Genomic DNA, 20,978 nt, shown 5'->3' on the forward strand with positions numbered 1-20,978 from the left:
TTATTTTGTTTTTTCAATTCGTAATCCTAATTCTGTAATTCCTTTTAAATCTGCAACACCATCTACTTTTCCTGTTTCTCTCACTGCTTGAACTACCTCAACATTATATTTGCCTATTCTATTAAAAACGTAATTTTCTAAATACCACAATTTACTTTCTTTAACATCAGAAAATCCTTCACCCATTAATGTTCCATCTGGATTTGCCATTTGATATTCTAATGTATCAACTTTAATTATTGGTTTTTTTCCAGGTTCTTTTAAAGAGACAATCAAATACATGTTACTAAACGGATAATCATTATTGTTTCTAACATTTAAAAACAAATGATATGGATTTATGGTGTCATTTTGTTCAAAAGTAAAACGCAAAGTATCTGACTTTTTCCAGGTACCATCTAATTCTTTATACTCGCTGAAAAATTGTTTTTTATCGCATGCAATAAAAAACACAGCAATCAGCATTAAACCAATGAAATTAGTCTTTTTTAGGTGCATTTTTAAAGTTTGTAGGTTTCTTCTTTTTATTTCTATTATTCGATTTTTTCTTAGGTTGATCAAAACGTGTTAGACTATCTTGACCTACTACATTTTCAAATTTTTTCTCAACTTCTTGAACTGTTTCAATCACATAATCTTCTAAACCTGCAACACGTTCTTTTTTCTTATTAACTGCGATAATTTCTTTCACTTTTGCTGCAGGTAAAACCATCCATTGTGCTGGAGCATTCGCATAAGAAAACCACATAATTTCTTTGAAAATATCAATTTTCTGACAATAAGCATCGCCTTTTTCAGTGTATAATTTGGTTTCCATATCTGGCATGTCTTTCAATACATCCAAATATGTATCTAATTCATAGTTTAAACAACATTTTAATTTTCCGCACTGCCCTGCTAATTTTTGTGGATTTAACGACAACTGTTGATAACGTGCTGCCGAAGTATTCACACTTCTAAAATCGGTTAACCAAGTTGAGCAACATAATTCTCTACCACAAGAACCTATTCCACCTAAACGAGCAGCTTCTTGACGAAAACCTACTTGTTTCATTTCGATTCTAATTTTGAACTCTTGGGCAAATTCCTTGATTAATTGGCGAAAATCAACTCTGTCATTTGCTGTGTAATAAAACGTTGCTTTTGAGCCATCGCCTTGAAATTCTACATCGGAAATTTTCATTTCTAACTTTAAATTAATAGCGATTTCTCTTGCCCGCATTCTAACAATTTCCTCTTTATTTCGAGCTTCTGTCCAAATATCAATGTCTTTTTGAGAAGCTTTTCGATATATTTTAGCTAATTCTTTATCTGGATTTTCATTTTTCTTTTTCATTTGAATTTTAACCAATTCACCTGTCAAAGTAATAATACCTATATCGTGTCCAGGAGAAGCTTCTGTAGCAACAATGTCTCCAATGGATAATGTTAATTTTTCGGTATTTCTAAAAAATTCCTTTCTTCCGTTTTTAAATCTAATCTCAACAGCATCAAAAGGCGCTTGACCACCTGGCAATGTCATATTTGAAAGCCAATCAAAAACAGAAAGTTTGTTGCAGCTATCGGTGCCACAAGACCCATTATTATTACACCCTTTTGGTGCACCACCATCGGCGGTTGAACAGTTTGTACATGCCATAATTTAGATATATAGTGATTGTCCTAAACGGACTACGTTTCAAAACGTTTTTGAGCGTAAAGATATTGATTTTTTATGGAAACTTTCAAATTCAATCTTTTGAAGTTATACAAAAACTAAAAACCTATCTCATTATAAAACGAAATAGGTAAATTTATAGTATTGCAAAACATAATATTATGTTTCTTTCACGGTAATAATATGAACAGGACAAGCCTTTTCAGCTAATTCACAATTTTCAACTATAGTATGATCTGGAGATTTTAAAGTAAAAAACCCTTTGTTATTTGTAGCTTTTATCAGCACTGATTTCCCGTCCTTTTTAGACATTTGAAATTGTGCTGGTGCCATTTCTACACAATAATTACACCCAATACATTTGTCTCTTTGTAATGTTACAATTACCATTAGTTTTCAACAATTTTATACATTTTGTCTGACAATCTAATACGAAAAGGCACCTTTAATGTACAACTATCTCCTTTGGTTGCTTTTTCAGAAGTGGCATCATTCACAAAAAAATCTTCTAAAATTAATTCTTGTGCTCCCGTTGACGGACCTGTAATTAAAATTTTATCACCTTTTTTGATATCATAAGCTTCGATTTTGAATTCGGCTATGCTTGATTTTGGAAAATAATGCATTCCTTTTCCAACGTATACTTTTTTCTGAGTTGCATTAGAACCAGGATTATCTGACCACTCACCTAACTTTTGCCCCAAATAATAACCGCTCCAAAAACCGCGATTGTAAACGGTTGCCAAAGCTTCCATCCAAATATTAATTTTTTCTTTTGTAAAAGTTCCATCATAATACGAATCGATAGCATCCCGATATGTTTTGATAACCGTTGCCACATAATCAGCAGCGCGTCCACGACCTTCAATTTTTAAAACTTTTATTCCAGAATCGATTACTTGGTCTAAAAAGTCTAACGTGCATAAATCTTTTGGTGACATCATGTATTCGTTGTCGATTTCAATTTCGAAACCTGATTCTTGGTCGATTACGGTATATTTTTTTCGACAATTTTGTTTGCAAGCACCACGATTTGCGGATGAATTGTGCGAATGTAAACTCAAATAACATTTCCCAGAAACCGCCATACACAATGCACCATGCCCAAAGATTTCAATTTCTACCAAATTTCCACTTGGCCCTTTGATTTGTTCTTTTTCGATATCATCAGTGATTTTTTTTACTTGTCGTAAACTCAACTCACGAGAAAGCACAATCGTGTCAGCAAACATTGCGTAGAATTTTACTGTTTCAATGTTTGTAACATTTAATTGAGTAGAAATATGAACTTCAATTCCCATTGTACGAGCTGTCATAATAACCGCTTGGTCAGATGCGATTACAGCTGTAATTCCAGCTTCTTTTGCCTTTGATAAAAGTGTTTTAACGATAGATAAATCATGGTCGTAAATGATTGTATTTAGAGTTAAATAAGTTCTAACATTTTTTTCTTTGCAACGACGAGCAATTTCTGGTAAATCATCTAAAACGAAATTTACCGTTGCACGAGCACGCATATTTAATTGTTCAACACCAAAATAAATCGAATCGCAACCATTATCTAAAGCAGCTTGCATAGATTCAAAATTTCCAGCTGGAGCCATTAACTCTATTTTTCCTGAAGTTGTCATTAACTTATAATTTTAAATAATTTATCGGATAATCTTACTCTAAAAGGTACTTCGAAAGTAACTTTATCGCCAATTTTTGCAATAGCATTTTCACTACCGTTTACCAACATTTTTTCTAAAACTAATTCTTGATTTCCAGTGGTTGGTCCAGAAATTAGAATTTTATCACCAACAGTTAATTCGTTATTCTCAATGATAAAAAGTCCTACTTGAGCTTTTACATAATAATGTTGAACGTTACCAATAAGTACTTTTTTTACTTTTATTTTCTGACGAATATCTTTCGTTTTTTCGGCAACAGCAAGAGGTTTGTCAGACAATTCTCCTGAATGTTTAAATTTCAATTTTTCCGATTTTCCTTTTCGGAAGACTTTATTACCCACTTGTTTTCCTCTACGAAGTTTAACTTGTTCAGCTAATGGTAAATGTGTGATTTCTAAACATTCGGTCGAACAACAATTTTCCATTGCTGCTTTACATTCATCACATTGAATGAATAATAAATGACAACCATCGTTTAAACAATTGGTATGATTATCACAAGGTTTTCCACATTGATGGCATTGCGAAACAATATCTTCGGTAATTCTTTCACCCAATCTGTGGTCAAAAACGAAGTTCTTTCCGATGAATTTGCTTTCCAAACCTTCTTCTTTGATTTGTTTGGCATAATTGATAATTCCACCTTCAAGCTGAAACACATTTTTAAAACCTTGATGTTTGAAATACGCCGACGCTTTCTCGCAACGAATTCCTCCAGTGCAATACATCACCAAGTTTTTATCTTCTTTGAAATCTTTTAATTGCTCATTAATAATTGGTAACGATTCACGAAAAGTTTCTACATCAGGAGTAATAGCACCTTTAAAATGACCGATTTCACTTTCGTAATGATTTCTGAAATCGACTACAATGGTGTTTGGATCTTCTAATATTTGGTTGAATGCTGCAGCTTTTAAATGAACTCCTATATTAGTAACATCAAAAGTTTCATCATTCAAACCGTCGGCTACAATTTTGTCACGGACTTTTACGGTTAGTTTTAAAAACGAATGATCATCGTGTTCTACGGCTACATTCAAACGAATACCACGCATAAAATCATACGCTTCTAAAGTTTCACGAAAAGCTTCAAAATTTTCTGCTGGAACACTCATTTGAGCATTAATACCTTCTTTGGCTACATAGGTTCGACCAAGAGCATCGAGTTTGTTCCATTCGATAAATAAATCGTCGCGAAATTTTTTGGGATCTTCAATTTTGGCATACGCATAGAAAGATAATGTAAGACGTTGTTTTCCTGCCTCATCAATTAATTGAGCTCTTTCTTCTGCGCTTAAGGTGTTATACAGTTGCATGCTATAAACGTTTAAGTGAGAAATATGTTATGAATTCTAAATGGAAGAATTCGAGGACAAAGGTAATAAAATTGGTTAAAAATCAAATCTTTAAATAGACTAGAAAACATATTAACAATTTTTGGAGCAATTGAAAAAAACTGTATTTTTACAAAAAAAAGAATTGTAATCAATTTAAAGCCAAATATTATGAGTTCAGACAAAGAAGCCAAATTAAAAGCCTTACAACTAACATTAGACAAACTTGACAAAACGTACGGAAAAGGAACCGTAATGAAACTAGGCGATAGCGCTGTTGAAGAAGTAGAAGCTATTCCATCGGGTTCATTAGGGATTGACTTAGCCTTGGGTGTAAATGGTTACCCAAGAGGAAGAGTTATTGAAATCTACGGACCAGAATCGTCAGGTAAAACTACGTTAACATTACACGCCATTGCTGAAGCTCAAAAGGCTGGAGGAATTGCTGCATTTATTGATGCAGAACATGCTTTTGACCGTTTTTATGCTGAAAAATTAGGAATCGATATTGATAACTTAATTATTTCACAACCAGATAATGGGGAACAAGCCTTAGAAATTGCAGAAAGTTTAATCCGTTCAGGTGCAGTAGACATTGTTGTTATTGACTCGGTTGCTGCTTTAACACCAAAAAGCGAAATTGAAGGAGACATGGGTGATTCTAAAATGGGATTACACGCACGTTTAATGTCGCAAGCATTGAGAAAATTAACAGGAACAATTCATAAAACAAATTGTACTGTGTTTTTTATCAATCAGTTACGTGATAAAATTGGAGTAATGTTTGGAAGCCCAGAAACTACAACTGGAGGAAATGCATTAAAATTCTATGCCTCTGTTCGTATCGATATTCGTAAATCAACTCAAATTAAAGATGGCGATAATGTTTTAGGAAACAGAACCAAAGTTAAAATCGTTAAAAACAAAGTCGCACCACCTTTTAGAACTGCAGAATTTGACATTATGTATGGTGAAGGAATTTCAAAAGTAGGAGAGATTTTAGACTTAGCCGTAGAATTTGAAATCATTAAAAAAAGTGGTTCATGGTTTAGCTACGGAGAAACAAAATTAGGTCAAGGTAGAGATGCTGTAAAAGCATTAATCAAAGACAATCCAGAATTAATGGATGAATTGGAATTAAAAATCAAGGAAACTATTAAAGAAAATAACGGTTAAAAAAATCATCACGCCTTGAGCGTGATTTTTTTTGTAAATTGACGCAACCATTTACTAAAATATGAATCTATATATTATAAAATGAAATTAAAAATGAAAAAAATATTTTTGTTTCTATCAATTTTATTCGTGTTTTGTTCGTGTACAATAGATGAAGAACAGCATTTTCATTATGAATTATTACCTGTTGAATCAGTAGAAATACCTAATGAATTTCAATTAGGTGAAACATATTCAATTAAAATAAGATATTATAGACCAACATCTTGTCATAGCTTTAATGGTTTTTATTATGATTCTTATTTAAACACAAGAACTATTGCTGTAAGAACTATTGTTTTTGAACAAGATAATTGTAATGAATTAACAAATAATTTAGTAGAAGAAATCATACATTTTTATGTAACAAGTAGTGGATCCTATACCTTTAAATTTTGGCAAGGAGAAAATGATGCTGGAGAAGATATTTTTTTAGAATATGAAATCCCTGTAAATTAAAATCAATTTAATTTGATAATAGAGCAACTCATATATGAATGCACAATCCATAATACCAAAGCACAAGAACAACTTTACAGATTATTAGCGCCAAAGTTGTTTTCAGTGTGTTTGAAGTATTCGCGTAATTATGAAGAAGCACAAGATAATTTACAAGAAGGTTTTTTACTGATTTTTGATAAAATCAGTCAATTTAAAAACAAAGGTTCATTTGAAGGATGGGCCAAAAGAGTGGTTATTAATTATACGCTGCAACAATATAGAAATCAGAATGTTTTCGAAATTGTTTCGGAAAATATTCCAGATATTGAAAATGTTGAAATTGATGATGAAAATATTTCTTTGGATTTTTTAACTAAAATTATTCAAGAACTGCCCGATAGATATCGTTTAGTTTTTAATTTATATGTTATTGATGACTATTCGCATAAAGAAATAGCCGAAATGTTAGGAATTAATATTGGAACATCAAAATCAAACTTAGCAAGAGCAAAAGCTATTTTAAAAGAAAAAATAGAGTTGAATAACAACTATTCAATCAAAAAAACAAAATGAAAGAACAAAAAAATATAGAACGATTATTTCAAGAAAAGTTCAAAGACTTTGAGGCAATTCCGCCACAAGATTCTTGGAATAATATTGCGTCTCGATTAGCCGAAAAGAAGAAGAAAAAAAGAGTAATTCCTTTTTGGTTTCAATTTTCAGGAATTGCAGCTTCTTTGGTTATTATTGGAGCTTTAATTTGGAATTATCAATCGGAAAACAATAACTCAATAATAGAAAACAACAATAGTATTGTTTCCGAAGATTCTAATCAAAAAACAAATAATAATTCCTTTGAAAATAAAAATATTACAAATTCTGAATCAAATAAATTAGATGAAAAATCTTCTGATATAAATCAGAATTATTCAAATGACTTAATCAAGTCTAAAAATGTTGTTGTTTCAAATTCAAATGAAAACACAAAAACAAATGACATTATAATTAAGCATAAAAAATCAACTGCATTCTTAGTTAATAATACAACCAAAAACAAAACTTCAAAAAACAAAAGAAACAAAACAAAAAAGGATAATTTATTAGCAACAGAAAACTTAATTCAAAACGAATTAAATAATTCAAATGAGAATGATTTAGTTCTGATTCAGAATCAAAAAGAGGACTTAATTGCTAATACAAAAAATATAAATTCAACTCAAATTGAAGCTTTTTATGAAAAAGAAAATTCGCAAATAACGTATACAAACAATAAAAATGATTCCAAAATAAATGACACAATAAATACTATTGTTGCTTCAAATGAAATCATTATCAAAGATAGTACGCTAGTGGTAAAAATTGCTGAAAAAACTAATCCACTAGAAGAATTGCTTGCTACAAAAGAGGATGGGAAAAATGAAGATGAAAAAGAAAAAGAGAAAAGAAATAGATGGGCGATTAGCAGTAACGCTTCGCCCGTTTATTTCAATTCATTAGCTGAAGGCTCTTCATTAGATCAACAATTTGACTCCAATGAAAAAAATTATACGACTACATTAAGTTATGGCATAGGCGGAAGCTACTTGATTACAAATAAAATTAGCATTAAAACAGGAATTAACAACATTAATCTTAGCTATAATACTAATGATGTATTATTTCGTAACAGTTTAAGTGTTATTAATAATAATGTTAAAGCCCTTAGTAGAAATGAAAACAGTGAAACTATGGTTTTTTCTGTTCCTAATTCAAAAAATGATATTGGAGATGCTGTAATTCTTCTCTCTGAAAAAACAGGAACCCTAAAACAAGATTTAAGTTACATAGAAATCCCTTTAGAATTAAGTTATAAAATTCTTGATAAAAAATTTGGGATAGAAGTTATTGGCGGAATGAGTACTTTATTTTTAAATAATAATACCGTTTCATTGGTAACAGATGGTATGGAAATGAATATAGGTAAAGCAAATAATTTAAACAATATACATTTTAGTAGTAATGTCGGTTTGGGTTTTAAATACAGTTTTTGGAAAAATTTTAATGCCAATTTCCAACCTATGTTTAAATACCAAATCAATACTTTTAGTGAGAATTCTGGTAATTTCAAACCTTATTTTGTCGGTTTGTATTCTGGAATAAGTTTTAGTTTTTAAGCTTTGTTGGTTAAGCTTAAATTTTTAGTTAAGTTGTTTCGTTTCTAGTTAAAATGAAACTGAAAAAGTCCAGATGCGTCTGGACTTTTTTATTTTAAATCTTTTACTAGTGGCTCTAAAATTAATTGTCTTACTTGTTGCTTAATAGCATTTCTGTCTTCTAATGTTTTTCCTTTGGTTTCAATTATTGGATAAATTTTGGCACGCATTCTACCTGGACTGCCACTAAAAAATGTATAGGAAAACCGCTTTTTATTATCAAAAAACACCATTGGAACTATTGGTAAACCATGTTCAATTGCTATTCTGAAAGCACCATCTTTAAATTCGTCTAACACAACTTGCTCTTCTGGAACACCGCCTTCTGGAAAAATACAAATACTTAATCCTTGATGAATTCTTTTTTGTGCGCGTTCAAAAACTTGATAACGGCTCTTACTGTTTGATCTATCCACTAAAATACAAACACGTTTATAAATAAATCCAAAAACTGGGATTTTTGCTAATTCCTTCTTTCCTACAAAAACAAAAGGATGATTTTTAACCGCAATCAACATCAACATAATATCTGTCATTGAAGTATGATTTGCTACTAACATATAACTTTTACCATCTTCAAAAACAGCATCACCTTCTATCGAATAATTGAATCCCATTCCTACCAAAATAAATTTTGCCCACAATCGGGCTATTTTAAAAAACAAAGGATATGTTTTTTCACTAATAATAGTAGCAAAAATCAAAGGAAACAAAACAATAATTGGAACTAAAACCAAAATATAAAACCAAATGCGGTACAATAATGTAAGTGGATATTTTAAAAATTTCATTAAGTTAAATTATTAGTTTTCCAAAAGTAATCATTTATATAAAACCTATCCCTTTTTACTTTTCTGTTTTTACTATACATTTGCATTTCTAAATAACAACTTAGCAACGCTTAGCGTTAAAACAAAACAATGGCAAAAATTTTAACTGGAGTTCAAAGTACAGGAACACCACACTTAGGTAATTTGTTAGGAGCAATTATTCCCGCTATTCAAATGGCAAACAATCCTGATAACGAGTCTTTTCTTTTTATTGCCGATTTGCATTCGATTACGCAAATCAAAAATGGAGCAGAATTAAGACAAAACACCTATAGTACAGCTTCGGCTTGGCTGGCTTGTGGTTTAGATACAAATAAAATTGTTTTTTATCGTCAATCTGATGTGCCTCAAACAGCAGAGTTGTCTTGGTATTTGAGTTGTTTTTTCCCGTTCCAACGTTTAACATTAGCGCATTCGTTCAAAGATAAAGCGGACCGATTAGAAGATGTAAATGCCGGATTATTTACGTATCCAATGTTAATGGCTGCCGATATTTTATTATACGATGCCAATATTGTACCCGTTGGAAAAGACCAAATGCAACACATTGAAATTACCCGAGATGTTGCTTCACGATTTAATCATCAAATGGGCGAAACCTTTATATTGCCTGAAGGAAAAACTTCTGAAGACACCATGTTAATTCCTGGTACTGATGGACAAAAAATGAGTAAATCGAGAAACAATTTCATTAATATTTTTGTGGACGACAAAGCGCTTCGCAAACAAATTATGGGAATTCAAACCGATAGCACACCGCTTGAAGATCCAAAAAACCCAGATACTTGTAATTGTTTTGCTTTGTACAAATTGTTAGCAACACCAGAACAAACAGAAGTAATGAAAGCCAATTATTTAGGTGGAAATTACGGCTACGGTCATGCAAAACAAGCGTTATTTGAATTAATCGTTGAAAAATTCAAAACTGAAAGAGAAAAATACAATTACTACATCAACAACTTAGAAGAAGTAGATAAATTATTACTTGAAGGAGCTGCAAAAGCAAGTGCTGTAGCAAATGGTGTTTTGAAAAGAGTTAGAGAGAAGTTGGGTTACTAGGAAAACTCAAAGTTCAATAAAGAAAACCTCAAAGTTTAGAAGTCTAAATTTTGAGGTTTTTTTAAAACTTAAAACTAAGCCGAATTTCTACTCGCGTTAATATTTCCAAACAACGAGCGCGTTACTATTTTTTCATACACTGCAATTAATTTTTCGTCAGGTGTTGGGCTTTCTCTCAAAGCTTTAATTTTTAACAACGCATATTGTTGAATCGTTAATAATGGCACCACCATTTTTTCACGCATTTCTATGGAAGCTTTTCCGTCGGGATAGTTTTCCATTAATTCTTTAAAACCTGAAATTTTTAACAACAAGCGCTTGGTTTCTAAATATTCCTCGTGAATTATCGTCCAAAAAGCACCAAATTCTGCATCGTTTTTCATGTAAGCCGTTAGTGGAAAAAACGATTTACTCAACGCCATCATACTGTTTTCTAGCAATGTTCTAAAAAACAACGAATGTTTGTACAAGTCACTTACTTCATGCCAACGGTTTTGTTCTTCAAAATATTTTAAAGCCGTTCCCACACCAAAAAAACCAGGCACATTTTGCTTCAACTGACTCCAAGAACCTACAAACGGAATGGCTCGTAAATCGTCTAAATTCAATTTGGCTGTGGCTTTTCTTTTTGATGGTCGGCTTCCAATATTCGTTTTTGCGTAATAATTCAACGTGCTCATTTTTTCCAAATAAGGCACAAACAGCGGATGATTTTTAAAATCGATGTATTTCTTAAAACTAATTGTTGCCAATTGTTCTAAAATAGCATTTTCAGAAAGCGTTAATTCATTTTGATTGGTATTAAAAACCTGATTTTTCGCACCCGCACTTACTAAATTCTCTAAATTATAACGACACGAATCCAACGTTCCAAAATTAGAACTAATCGTTTGTCCTTGCACCGTTAATTGCAATTGCTGACTTTCAATTTTTGGCCCTAACGAAGCATAAAACTGATGTGTTTTTCCGCCACCACGCGCAGGAGGTCCACCACGACCGTCGAAGAAAATAACTTTGATATTGTATTTTCTGGAAATTTCGGTCAACGCTTCTTTTGCTTTATATATAGCCCAATTTGCCATTAAATAACCGCCATCTTTTGTTCCGTCTGAAAAACCTAACATTATGGTTTGCTCGTTTCCTCGATTTTTCAAATGATTGGCATAAACCGAATTCGTGTACAATTGTTCCATCACTAAATCAGCTTTATGCAAATCTTCCACCGATTCAAAAAGCGGCACTACATCAACAGAAGGATTGTTCCAATCGCACAACTGAAACATGGCTAACGTTTCCATGACGTTCAAAGCACTTTCGTTGTTACTAATAATATAACGATTACAACCTAATTCGCCATTATTTTCTTGAATCGTTCGAATAGCTTCAATAGAACTTATGGTTTCTTTCGTAATTTCATTCTCAAAATCCGAAGCTTTTAATTGGGCAGAAGCTTTAGATAAAATATCGATTTTTGCTGTTTCCGATAAATTAAAATAATCTGCTGGAAACAAACTTTTTTCTTTTTGAACAATGTCTTGAAAAACCGCTTTGTGAATTTTACTGTTCTGACGAATATCTAAAGTGGCAAAATGAAATCCAAATAAATTGACTTTATTCAACAACAAATCCACTTCGTCCGCATAAAGCGATTGATGCTTTTCAACAATGATATTTTTTATAATCTGTAATTGTGTTTTAAACTCATCTAAAGAAATAAAAATTTCTCCTTGCGAATAAAAAACGGAACGATACAATTTGTTTTCTAGTTCGGCAATAATCACATCAACACCTGTAAATGTTAGTTTTCGTTTTAACTTTCTAACATCTGTATAATAACATTTTAAAATTGAAGTTCTTAAACGTTCAGCAACTTTCAATGTGATTTCGGTAGTTACAAACGGATTTCCATCCCTATCACCACCTGGCCAAAAACCCAAATTGAGTACATCATTTTTTAGTTCGTTTCCTTTGAAAATATTTTTTTGAAGGTAGTGCACCATTTCGCTTGCCGTGGGATAAAACACGTTTTCCAAATACCAAACCAAACTTACAGCCTCATCAAAAGGTGTTGGTTTTTCTTTTTTAAAAAAAGGTGTTTTGCCCAATTGCGCCAACAAATCTTTAATTACAATATGGTTATTAGCTTTCAAAGCTTCCGTTAAATCGGTAATAATTCCTAAAACTGAACCCGGATAAAACTGTGTTGGATGCGCTGTTAAAACTGTTCTAACTTTAAATTTTTCTAAAAACTCTTTCAGTTCTTTAGTTTTTCCTTCCGATTCTGCGGTTTCTTTGATGGCTCGAAGCGAACTTTTGCCTTCCATATTATTTACAATTGGAAAAGCTGCATCTTCAATGGCATCAAAAAGTACTACTTGTCGCTCTACATATTGAATAAATCGAAATAACAAGCTAATTTTTTCTGCTTCAGAAGGATTATCTAAATATTTGGTAACGAAGGTTTCAAAAATCTCCACTGGGCTTTGTTCGTTTTTATACCCATTTTCGCAAACTTCCGAAAACAAAGGCAACAAAACACCGGTGTTATTGATTTCGTCAAAAGGCAATGTGATAAAAACACTGTTGTAAATGGTATATTTTGAGGCTACATTTTGTTGGAACCGTTCAATTTTAGGAAGCGTGTACATGGTTTTGAAATTTGTACTAATTTACGAGTTTATTTTTAATTAAATCACCTCAAACATTTTTCCAGGTAAAGGTCTAACTACACCTTTTAATTCCATATTCAACAAAATAGATGAGATCCGATAAATAGGAAAATCACATTCTAAGGCGATGATATCCATCATTTCTTTGCCCATTTTTTGAAGGTAATCATAAATTTTTTGCTCTTCTTCGGTTAATGAAATAAATAGTTGTTTTTGGACTGTTTTTTGAGTTTCCCGCTGCAATTCCCAATTTAAAATATACACTAAATCGGCTGCCGAAGTAAGTAAATTGGCTCGTTGAGTTTTAATCAAATTATTGCAACCTTGACTATATTTATCAGTTGTTCTTCCAGGAACTGCAAACACATCTCTGTTATAATCGTTGGCTAAATTGGCTGTAACTAACGAACCTCCTTTTTCGGCACTTTCAATTACGATAGTAGCCTCGCTAATGCCAGCAACAATGCGGTTTCGTTTGATAAAATTTTCTTTATCTGGATTGCTAGTGCTCCAAAACTCGGTTAAAAAGCCGCCGTTTTGTTCCATTTTTGCCATGTACTTTTTGTGCGTTTTCGGATAAATTTGGTTTAATCCGTGTGCTAAAACACCGATGGTTTGCAAACCACAATCCATTGCCATTTGATGCGCATAAATATCTACTCCATAAGCAAAACCACTTATAACAATTGGATTTAATGGCGCAATTTCTTCAATAAGTTTTTTGGTAAATTCCATTCCATACGAAGTGATTTGACGTGTGCCAACAATACTTAAAAGTTTTCGATTTTGTAAATCGATGTTTCCCGCTTGGAATAAAAGTACAGGACTGTCGTAGCAATTTTTTAATCGTTCGGGATAATTTTTTTCAAGAAAATAGGTGGTGGAAATATTTTCCTTAGCGATGAATTGAAGTTCGGCTTCCGCTTTAGAAAAAACAGCTTTATTGTGTAAATTTTTGATTACAACCGAACCAATGCCATCAATTTTTTGAAGTTGGGATTTTTTTGAAGTGAAGACTTCTGTAGCGTTTCCGCAATGCTGGATGAGTTTTTTGGCGATTACATCTCCTACTCCTTCCACTTGCATTAACGCAAGCGTGTGGTATAATTCTGACTGTGTCATGGCGTGTATAAAATTTATTTGGCGAATAATTGAAGAACAAAAATAGTTCTTTTTAGCAACAATCCAAAAAAGAAAAAGAAATGCTATCTAGCCCTGATGGGAGCGGCACCGTGTAGAGCGGACAGCAGGAACATGGAAACCAAGAAATCCCAAGCCATTCGCTTCTAATTGTTTACAGAAAAATTGCAATTGTTAATAATTTTTGTTGATAAAATTTTGATATTGCTATTGATTATCTAACTTTGTTGTTATGCTTATAGAAAAACACATATCTGACTTATTATATCGTTATCAGTGCGTTACTGTTCCTGGTTTTGGTGCTTTTTTAACCGAAACTGTGTCGGCTCACATTACTGGAAATGCGAGTTCGTTTTTTCCACCTAAAAAAGTGGTTTCGTTTAATGCGAATGTAAAAAACAATGATGGTTTATTAGCAAATCATGTGGCATTACAAGAAAAAATGTCCTACGAACTAGCCGTAATCAAAATTGGTGATGTGGTGAACCAATGGACGTATTTGCTTCAAAACCGCAATCGAGTGGTGTTGAAAAACATTGGCGAAATTTCGGTTAACAATGAAATGAATTGGGTTTTTGAACCCGCTAATACTGTTAATTACCTAACCGATTCGTTTGGTTTGAGCAGCTTTGTTTCACCTGAAATTACAAGAGAAGTTTTAAAACAAGAAGTAGAAGCTTTAGAAGAAAAAGCACCAATTATTTTTACTCCTGAAAGAAAAAGAGATTATTCTTATTTAAAATATGCCGCTGTTTTTGTAATGATGTTAGGCGCTGGAGGTTTTGGTTATATAACTTATAACAATCAAAAAATTGAAAATCAAACATTAGCTATTCAAAAAAACGTTCAAGAAAAAGTACAACAACAAATTCAAGAAGCGACATTTGTTATTTCTAATCCAATACATACTGTTGAACTAGCTGTTGTAGAAGAAAAAATGCCTTATCATTTAGTCGCTGGTGCATATAGAAGCGAAGAAAATGCGAAAAAAGCGATTGCAGAATTAAATGCTGCTGGATTTGAAAAAGCAAAAATGCTTCCTTTGAATAATCACAAGTTATATCCTGTGGTTTATGCAAGTTTTAAATCGTTGATTGAAGCTCAAATTGAACGTAAAAACATTCAAAAATCACACAATGCTGAAGCTTGGTTGTTGATAGAATAAATTTTTAACACTTTGCGTAATAATTATTAAAATCCCTATTTTGGGATTTTTTTATGCATTTTATTTTCAAATTCCTCATTATCTTTGCAAAAAAAAACAATGCAACCAAAATTTCCTTCAGAATCGGTAACTACTTTAACCGATTTAGTATTACCTGGTGAAACCAATCCTTTGAACAATTTATTTGGTGGAGAATTGTTAGCTCGTATGGACAGAGCAGCAAGTATTACCGCTAGAAGACATTCACGCAGAATTTGTGTAACGGCTTCAGTGAATCATGTGGCATTTAATAGAGCTATTCCTTTAGGAAGTGTTGTGACTGTTGAATCAAAAGTTTCTAGAACATTCAATACTTCAATGGAGATTTTTATTGATGTATGGATTGAAGACAGAGAATCAGGAATTAAAAATAAAGCCAACGAAGCCATTTATACTTTTGTAGCGGTTGATGAAACCGGAAGACCTATTCCTGTTCCACCAATAGAACCAGAAACAGAATTAGAAAAAGAACGCTATGCAGCGGCATTAAGAAGAAAACAATTAAGCCTAGTTTTAGCAGGAAAAATGCAACCAAGTGAGGCAACAGAATTAAAAGCGTTGTTTATGGAATAAATGAAGAACCTTAGGGTTCTTTTTTTTATTTTTGTAAAAAATTAAATCAAATGTCATCATTTTATAAATTAAGCATTAAAGAAATCATCAAAGAAACTGCTGATGCTGTTTCCATTCTTTTTAATGTTCCCGATGAATTAAAATCATACTATTCTTTTGTTGCTGGACAATATGTAAACTTAAAAGTTACGTTGGACGGACAAGAAATTAGAAGAGCGTACTCTATTTGTTCTTCTCCAAAAAGTGGCGAATTAAGAATTGCTGTTAAAGCTATAAAAACTGGATTCTTCTCTAAATTTGCTAATGAAAAATTAGCGGTTGGTAACGTAATCGAAGTAGGAACACCTGAAGGAAAATTTACCTTTGAACCAAAAGTTGACCGTCAAAAAAACTACGCAGCTTTTGTAGCTGGAAGTGGAATTACTCCTGTTTATTCTATTCTAAAATCGGTTTTAGAAGAAGAACCTAACAGTACTTTTGTATTGGTTTACGGAAATAAATCGGAAAAAGACACGATTTTCCACAACCAATTACACGATTTACAATTGCAATATGTAGGACGTTTATTTGTGCAATATGTATACAGTCAATCAACGGCAGACAATGCTTTAAATGGTAGAATTGATAAATCGGCTGTAAATTTTGTTTTAAAAAATAAACATGCTGAAATGGAGTTTTCAAAATTCTATTTGTGTGGGCCAGAAGAAATGATTAATCTGGTTTCAGACACTTTAAAAGAAAATAATATTTCAGGTTCTGACATTAAATTCGAATTATTCTCTACATCTTCCAACGAAAACGAATCAGTTGGTGGTGCTGAAGGCCACACTAGAATTTCAATTTTAGTAGATGATGAGGAAACGACTTTTGAAATGAGTCAAAAACAAACTTTGTTAGAAGCCGCTTTAAAACAAGGTTTAGATGTTCCATATTCTTGTCAAGGTGGAATTTGCAGTAGTTGTATTTGTAAAATTACCGAAGGTGCTGCCGATATGAAGAAAAATCAAATCTTAACCGATACTGAAGTTGCTGACGGATTAACATTAGCTTGCCAAGCTTATCCAACAACAGCAACTATCAAGATTGATTTTGATGATGTCTAAAAGATTTTATATAACGTTATTTTTATCTTTTACTTTTCTATTCTGTAATATTAGTTTAAGTCAAAATTTTAATAAATCTCAAATTAAAATCCTTTTTGAAAAGTTTAACAAACAATCTCAAACTCCTTTTAGTTATAAAATTCTAGAAGATTTTTTAAAAGACATTAAAATTGAAGATTTAAAAAAAGGTAAAACATTTGAGAAAGAAGTTCTGTTTGAAAATTTTGATTGTGAATGCAAGGATGTAATGAAAATTTCGTACGATAAAACTTCGAAAACTTTTATTTTAAAAATCCAAGAAGCTACGTTTGTAAAAGACTTAGATTGGTGTCCTGAACATTCATATGTTGGATCTTTTAAAATTAAAGACAATAAAATTATAAATACAGGATTCTATCTTATTGCTGGTTAATAAGACTATGTGAGTAATTTTAGCTCTTTAGTTTTATTAACCTGATTTTTATCGAATAAAATTATCATATATCGATTATTATTTTTTTCTCATATTGCTTTTTGTATACTTACTTAAGTATTTATAAAACAATTGATTACCATGAAAAAAATTATCCTTTTCTTTTTATTTTTTGCATTACAACTAACTTTCTCTCAAGTAGGAATTGGGACAACAAATCCTCAATACACATTAGATTTAGCCAACGGGACATTTGGTTTTGGCTCCTCTAATGTGAGAACAGAAACAAGAAATGATGCTGGAACATCTGGTGCTGCTGGTGCTCAATCAGGTTTTTTTGAAACCTCTACTCCAACAAATTTTCCTACTGGAGCTTCTTCTTGGTGGCATTTAATTGATGTGAGACATAGCAACAACGCAAACAACTATGCTCTGCAAATTGCAGGAAGTTTCTTTGATCAAAACCTGTGGTTTAGAAAAACTAATGGCTCTGGAACAACAACTTGGACTCAATTATTAACATCCAATAATGCATGGACGACAATAGGCAATTCTGGAACAAATCCCTCAACCAATTTTTTAGGAACATCAGACCCTCAAGATTTAGTCTTTAGAACTAATAATACAGAAAGAGCTAGATTTTTAAGTTCTGGAAATTTTGGAATTGGAATTCCCGGACCAACACAAAGATTAGATGTTCAAGGAGGGAATGCAAGAATTAATAATGCTTTTATTGGTGATGTAGGACATGGTGCTTCTTGGGCTGGTTTTGCAAATCATTTACAAGCAAATACAAATGGCTATAGTTTATTATCTTCATCAGATGGGGTATATACTCTAATTAATAAACTAAATACAGGTAATGGATATATTGGATTTAGAGTGGGAAATATAGATCAGGCAGTTATTTTAAATAACGGAAATATGGGAATTGGAACAACTGCCCCATCTACAAAATTACATGTAATTTCAGATTCAGATAATTTACCTGTTATTTATGGTATTAATACCAATGTAACTGCAGCTACTTCTTCATATGGTGTTAGAGGTGAATGTGGTTCAACGGGTTTGGGTTCAGCTGGTGTAAGTGGGGTATCAACTAACTCAAGTCAAAATGAAATTGGTGTGCTTGGAGATTATTCCTTATGGGGAGCCAGTGTTTTTGGTTTAGGTTGGGCATCTTCTTTTGCAGATATGCCAACAAGTAGAGATTTTGGAGTTTTCGCAACATGTAATTTTAGCACTGGAACTGGTGTTTATGCTAGAGATATGAGTAATAGTGCCGGATCTTATGCTTTCTACGGGACAGGTAAATTTTCGGTTACTGGTGCGAAAGCAGCCTCAGTTCCTACAACAAAAGGAAATCAATTATTGTATTGCACAGAAAGTCCAGAAATTTGGTTCGAAGATTTAGGAGGAGGAAAACTTGTTAACGGAAGTACACATATTGCTCTTGACGAAATGTTTTTAGAAACTGTTTTTATCGATAAAAACCATAAAATGAGAGTCTTTATTCAAGAAGAAGGCGAAAGTAATGGTTTAATTGTGATAAAAGATGCAGATGGAAAAGGATTTACTGTAAAAGAAAAAAATGGAGGAACATCAAATATAGAATTTTCATACAGAATTATGGCAAAAAGAAGATTTTATCAGGACCAACGTTTTGGTGTTGATTCAAACCAACCTTTTGAAAACAACTTGCTTAACGCAAAAGACGCTCCTCTAATTACTAGAGATCCACAAGAAATGAAACAATTTGTCGAAGAACAAAGACAATTAAAAGAGTCGCAAAAAAATAAAAAAGGAGCTAATTAAGCTCCTTTTTTATTATATCATAAATAGTTTCTGGTAAAATACTTCGCATCACCTCTTCATAACCTTCCACTTTTTTGTTTCCATAAATAGAAGTTGGTAATAATGGATATTTTTCTCTATCCGAAGTTAAACAAAAATGGTCTGGTTGATTAAAAGGTTTGAATCCTGCATAAGGATGTGTGGCGCCCCAAAGTGTAATTGTTTTCACGCCTAACATCGCAGCAATATGTGCATTTCCAGAATCCATGGAAAGCATTATGTCTAAATTAGAAATAACTTCTAATTCTTGTTTGAATTTTAGTTTTCCGGCTAAAACGATTACATTTTCATGTTGCTTTTGTAATTGATTTAGCAACTGAATTTCTTTCTCGCCACCGCCAAATAATAAGACTTTATTGCTTTTATTTTCAGCTAAACCATCTATTACTTGTTGCATTAAATCCAATGGATAGATTTTACTTTCGTATTGTGCAAAAGGTGCAATTCCAATCCAATTTTGATTTTTATTTCCTATAATAGAAAGGATTTCTTCTGATAAAATGGCTTTTTCAGGAAATTGGGCATTCGTTAAATCAATAGAAAATCCAAGTTGCTTGAACGTATCTACATGTCTTTCTACCATTGGTTTAACTGGAGCAAAAAGTTTGTTGGTTAAGCTAGTTAACGCTTTTTTTTCGGCTCTTCCTTTATCGGTTGCAGCTACTTTTTTTCCGCTTAAAGCGAATAATGTTCGAACAACTTTAGAGCGAAGAACATTGTGTAAATCGGCAATCAAATCAATATTTAATTTTCGTAAATCGGAAAATAATCGAAGTAAACCGAGGAAACCTTTATGACGTTCTTTCAAATCTACTCCAAAGAAATTCACATTCGGAATTCCATCAAAAAAAGGCTGAAAAAATGGTCGAGAAACTACCGTGATTTTTACTTCAGGATAGTGCAAAACTAAGGCTCTCAATACAGGAACTGTCATCGCGACATCACCCATAGCTGAGAGCCTTATTACCAATATGTGTTTTGGTTTAGACATCAAATGATGACTATTTTTTATTTTGATACAACACCGGATTCAACTCCTCATCGTTGTACATTTTCATTTGTTTGTACACTTTCATGTATTTGTCACCCGCTTCGATATCTTCAATTAATTGACTGATTGAAGTAAACATATCATTTTTTTGGTCTAACAAAACATTTAGTTTTTCTTGACATTTTGCTCTGTGCTCTGGTGTGGCTTCAGCACGAGTAGACTCTTCGTTCATATGGTAAATTTTCAATGCTAAAATCGACAAACGATCAATAGCCCAAGCTGGACTTTCGGTGTTGATTTTTGCATTTGGTTTTACTTGAACATCTTTATATTTATCTAAGAAATAACTATCAATGTATTCCACCATATCCGTACGGACTTGGTTAGAAGCATCTATTTTACGTTTCAAATCTAAAGCTGCAACGGGATCAATATTTGGATCACGAACGATATCTTCGTAATGCCATTGCACCGTGTCTACCCAATTTTTCGCAAATAACAAATATTCAATACTTCCTTTTTCGAAAGGATTTACAACTGGTTGATACACATCGTCAATGATGTGGTATGTTTTGATACTTTGTTCAAAAATAGGAAATGCAAATTCAGCAAACATAATTATAGCTTTAAA

Annotated in this window: 20 protein-coding genes; 10 read left to right on the forward strand and 10 right to left on the reverse strand. The window is 32.3% G+C overall.

All coding sequences use genetic code 11. The annotated features are described in order from the left end of the window. The 5 genes from VK164_RS10475 to VK164_RS10495 all read right to left on the reverse strand — a co-directional run bounded on the left by VK164_RS10475 (position 1) and on the right by VK164_RS10495 (position 4,646). Positions 1-498, reverse strand: a complete 498-nt coding sequence (locus VK164_RS10475) for a gliding motility lipoprotein GldH (protein WP_324209290.1) — start codon at positions 496-498, stop codon at positions 1-3. Beyond that, positions 479-1,639 (reverse strand): regulatory iron-sulfur-containing complex subunit RicT, encoded by a 1,161-nt coding sequence (locus VK164_RS10480; protein ID WP_324209291.1) that lies wholly within the window; start codon positions 1,637-1,639, stop codon positions 479-481. Before VK164_RS10480 ends, VK164_RS10475 begins: the two co-directional genes overlap by 20 nt. A 177-nt stretch (positions 1,640-1,816) precedes the next feature. Continuing rightward, on the reverse strand, positions 1,817-2,047 hold the full coding sequence (locus tag VK164_RS10485; protein ID WP_324209292.1) for a ferredoxin: 231 nt from the start codon (positions 2,045-2,047) through the stop codon (positions 1,817-1,819). After that, on the reverse strand, positions 2,047-3,288 hold the full coding sequence (locus VK164_RS10490) for a peptidase U32 family protein (protein ID WP_324209293.1): 1,242 nt from the start codon (positions 3,286-3,288) through the stop codon (positions 2,047-2,049). The genes VK164_RS10485 and VK164_RS10490 overlap by 1 nt, the downstream gene beginning before the upstream one ends. Beyond that, a complete protein-coding gene (locus VK164_RS10495) occupies positions 3,288-4,646 on the reverse strand; it encodes a rhodanese-related sulfurtransferase (protein WP_324209294.1) in 1,359 nt (452 codons plus the stop codon). Before VK164_RS10495 ends, VK164_RS10490 begins: the two co-directional genes overlap by 1 nt. Positions 4,647-4,835: 189 nt before the next feature. Between VK164_RS10495 and recA the strand changes: the two genes are divergently transcribed. From recA to VK164_RS10515, 4 genes are all read left to right on the forward strand, one after another. Then, positions 4,836-5,840, forward strand: coding sequence for a recombinase RecA (recA, locus tag VK164_RS10500; RefSeq protein ID WP_324209295.1), 1,005 nt, complete (start codon positions 4,836-4,838; stop codon positions 5,838-5,840). A 93-nt stretch (positions 5,841-5,933) separates the two neighbouring features. Further along, positions 5,934-6,338 (forward strand): hypothetical protein, encoded by a 405-nt coding sequence (locus VK164_RS10505; protein ID WP_324209296.1) that lies wholly within the window; start codon positions 5,934-5,936, stop codon positions 6,336-6,338. Between the two features lie 12 nt (positions 6,339-6,350). Next, entirely contained in the window at positions 6,351-6,893 is a 543-nt protein-coding gene (locus VK164_RS10510; protein WP_324209297.1) for a sigma-70 family RNA polymerase sigma factor, read from the forward strand. Beyond that, positions 6,890-8,473, forward strand: coding sequence for a hypothetical protein (locus tag VK164_RS10515; RefSeq protein ID WP_324209298.1), 1,584 nt, complete (start codon positions 6,890-6,892; stop codon positions 8,471-8,473). The genes VK164_RS10510 and VK164_RS10515 overlap by 4 nt, the downstream gene beginning before the upstream one ends. 89 nt (positions 8,474-8,562) lie before the next feature. On the opposite strand, the gene VK164_RS10520 is transcribed toward VK164_RS10515, so the two are convergent. Beyond that, complete coding sequence (locus VK164_RS10520) at positions 8,563-9,303, reverse strand: lysophospholipid acyltransferase family protein (protein WP_324209299.1); 741 nt, start codon at positions 9,301-9,303, stop codon at positions 8,563-8,565. 129 nt (positions 9,304-9,432) lie between these two features. Between VK164_RS10520 and trpS the strand changes: the two genes are divergently transcribed. Then, positions 9,433-10,401, forward strand: a complete 969-nt coding sequence (trpS, locus tag VK164_RS10525; protein ID WP_324209300.1) for a tryptophan--tRNA ligase — start codon at positions 9,433-9,435, stop codon at positions 10,399-10,401. A gap of 74 nt (positions 10,402-10,475) precedes the next feature. On the opposite strand, the gene VK164_RS10530 is transcribed toward trpS, so the two are convergent. Both VK164_RS10530 and dprA read right to left on the reverse strand, forming a co-directional pair. Further along, positions 10,476-13,049 (reverse strand): phosphoenolpyruvate carboxylase, encoded by a 2,574-nt coding sequence (locus VK164_RS10530; protein WP_324209301.1) that lies wholly within the window; start codon positions 13,047-13,049, stop codon positions 10,476-10,478. A 39-nt stretch (positions 13,050-13,088) separates the two neighbouring features. Beyond that, positions 13,089-14,192, reverse strand: a complete 1,104-nt coding sequence (gene dprA, locus VK164_RS10535; RefSeq protein ID WP_324209302.1) for a DNA-processing protein DprA — start codon at positions 14,190-14,192, stop codon at positions 13,089-13,091. 250 nt (positions 14,193-14,442) lie between these two features. On the opposite strand from dprA, the gene VK164_RS10540 reads away from it, so the two are divergent. The 5 genes from VK164_RS10540 (at position 14,443) to VK164_RS10560 (ending at position 19,317) form a co-directional block, all read left to right on the forward strand. After that, positions 14,443-15,375, forward strand: a complete 933-nt coding sequence (locus VK164_RS10540) for an SPOR domain-containing protein (RefSeq protein ID WP_324209303.1) — start codon at positions 14,443-14,445, stop codon at positions 15,373-15,375. A gap of 99 nt (positions 15,376-15,474) precedes the next feature. Beyond that, positions 15,475-15,987, forward strand: coding sequence for an acyl-CoA thioesterase (locus VK164_RS10545; protein ID WP_324209304.1), 513 nt, complete (start codon positions 15,475-15,477; stop codon positions 15,985-15,987). Positions 15,988-16,037: 50 nt separating this feature from the next. Then, a complete protein-coding gene (locus tag VK164_RS10550; protein WP_324209305.1) occupies positions 16,038-17,090 on the forward strand; it encodes a ferredoxin--NADP reductase in 1,053 nt (350 codons plus the stop codon). After that, positions 17,080-17,502 (forward strand): hypothetical protein, encoded by a 423-nt coding sequence (locus VK164_RS10555; protein ID WP_324209306.1) that lies wholly within the window; start codon positions 17,080-17,082, stop codon positions 17,500-17,502. Before VK164_RS10550 ends, VK164_RS10555 begins: the two co-directional genes overlap by 11 nt. A gap of 141 nt (positions 17,503-17,643) precedes the next feature. After that, entirely contained in the window at positions 17,644-19,317 is a 1,674-nt protein-coding gene (locus tag VK164_RS10560; RefSeq protein ID WP_324209307.1) for a hypothetical protein, read from the forward strand. Here the strand turns inward: VK164_RS10560 and VK164_RS10565 are convergent. After that, complete coding sequence (locus VK164_RS10565) at positions 19,310-20,347, reverse strand: glycosyltransferase family 9 protein (RefSeq protein WP_324209308.1); 1,038 nt, start codon at positions 20,345-20,347, stop codon at positions 19,310-19,312. The genes VK164_RS10560 and VK164_RS10565 overlap by 8 nt on opposite strands. A 10-nt stretch (positions 20,348-20,357) precedes the next feature. After that, positions 20,358-20,963, reverse strand: coding sequence for a DUF4254 domain-containing protein (locus VK164_RS10570; protein WP_324209309.1), 606 nt, complete (start codon positions 20,961-20,963; stop codon positions 20,358-20,360). Between the last annotated feature and the right edge of the window lie 15 nt (positions 20,964-20,978).

This window comes from Flavobacterium sp. (genome assembly GCF_035299005.1).
Lineage (GTDB): Bacteria > Bacteroidota > Bacteroidia > Flavobacteriales > Flavobacteriaceae > Flavobacterium.

What these genes read in the sequence shown, in the direction of transcription:
- VK164_RS10485 (WP_324209292.1), bottom strand. Translation starts at nt 2,047, where the DNA reads ATGGTAATTGTAACATTACAAAGAGACAAATGTATTGGGTGTAATTAT.
- dprA (WP_324209302.1), bottom strand. Translation starts at nt 14,192, where the DNA reads ATGACACAGTCAGAATTATACCACACGCTTGCGTTAATGCAAGTGGAA.
- VK164_RS10490 (WP_324209293.1), bottom strand. Translation starts at nt 3,288, where the DNA reads ATGACAACTTCAGGAAAAATAGAGTTAATGGCTCCAGCTGGAAATTTT.
- VK164_RS10515 (WP_324209298.1), top strand. Translation starts at nt 6,890, where the DNA reads ATGAAAGAACAAAAAAATATAGAACGATTATTTCAAGAAAAGTTCAAA.
- VK164_RS10530 (WP_324209301.1), bottom strand. Translation starts at nt 13,049, where the DNA reads ATGTACACGCTTCCTAAAATTGAACGGTTCCAACAAAATGTAGCCTCA.
- VK164_RS10505 (WP_324209296.1), top strand. Translation starts at nt 5,934, where the DNA reads ATGAAAAAAATATTTTTGTTTCTATCAATTTTATTCGTGTTTTGTTCG.
- VK164_RS10555 (WP_324209306.1), top strand. Translation starts at nt 17,080, where the DNA reads ATGATGTCTAAAAGATTTTATATAACGTTATTTTTATCTTTTACTTTT.
- VK164_RS10540 (WP_324209303.1), top strand. Translation starts at nt 14,443, where the DNA reads ATGCTTATAGAAAAACACATATCTGACTTATTATATCGTTATCAGTGC.
- VK164_RS10545 (WP_324209304.1), top strand. Translation starts at nt 15,475, where the DNA reads ATGCAACCAAAATTTCCTTCAGAATCGGTAACTACTTTAACCGATTTA.
- VK164_RS10520 (WP_324209299.1), bottom strand. Translation starts at nt 9,303, where the DNA reads ATGAAATTTTTAAAATATCCACTTACATTATTGTACCGCATTTGGTTT.
- VK164_RS10475 (WP_324209290.1), bottom strand. Translation starts at nt 498, where the DNA reads ATGCACCTAAAAAAGACTAATTTCATTGGTTTAATGCTGATTGCTGTG.
- VK164_RS10480 (WP_324209291.1), bottom strand. Translation starts at nt 1,639, where the DNA reads ATGGCATGTACAAACTGTTCAACCGCCGATGGTGGTGCACCAAAAGGG.
- VK164_RS10570 (WP_324209309.1), bottom strand. Translation starts at nt 20,963, where the DNA reads ATGTTTGCTGAATTTGCATTTCCTATTTTTGAACAAAGTATCAAAACA.
- VK164_RS10565 (WP_324209308.1), bottom strand. Translation starts at nt 20,347, where the DNA reads ATGTCTAAACCAAAACACATATTGGTAATAAGGCTCTCAGCTATGGGT.
- VK164_RS10560 (WP_324209307.1), top strand. Translation starts at nt 17,644, where the DNA reads ATGAAAAAAATTATCCTTTTCTTTTTATTTTTTGCATTACAACTAACT.
- VK164_RS10550 (WP_324209305.1), top strand. Translation starts at nt 16,038, where the DNA reads ATGTCATCATTTTATAAATTAAGCATTAAAGAAATCATCAAAGAAACT.
- trpS (WP_324209300.1), top strand. Translation starts at nt 9,433, where the DNA reads ATGGCAAAAATTTTAACTGGAGTTCAAAGTACAGGAACACCACACTTA.
- VK164_RS10495 (WP_324209294.1), bottom strand. Translation starts at nt 4,646, where the DNA reads ATGCAACTGTATAACACCTTAAGCGCAGAAGAAAGAGCTCAATTAATT.
- recA (WP_324209295.1), top strand. Translation starts at nt 4,836, where the DNA reads ATGAGTTCAGACAAAGAAGCCAAATTAAAAGCCTTACAACTAACATTA.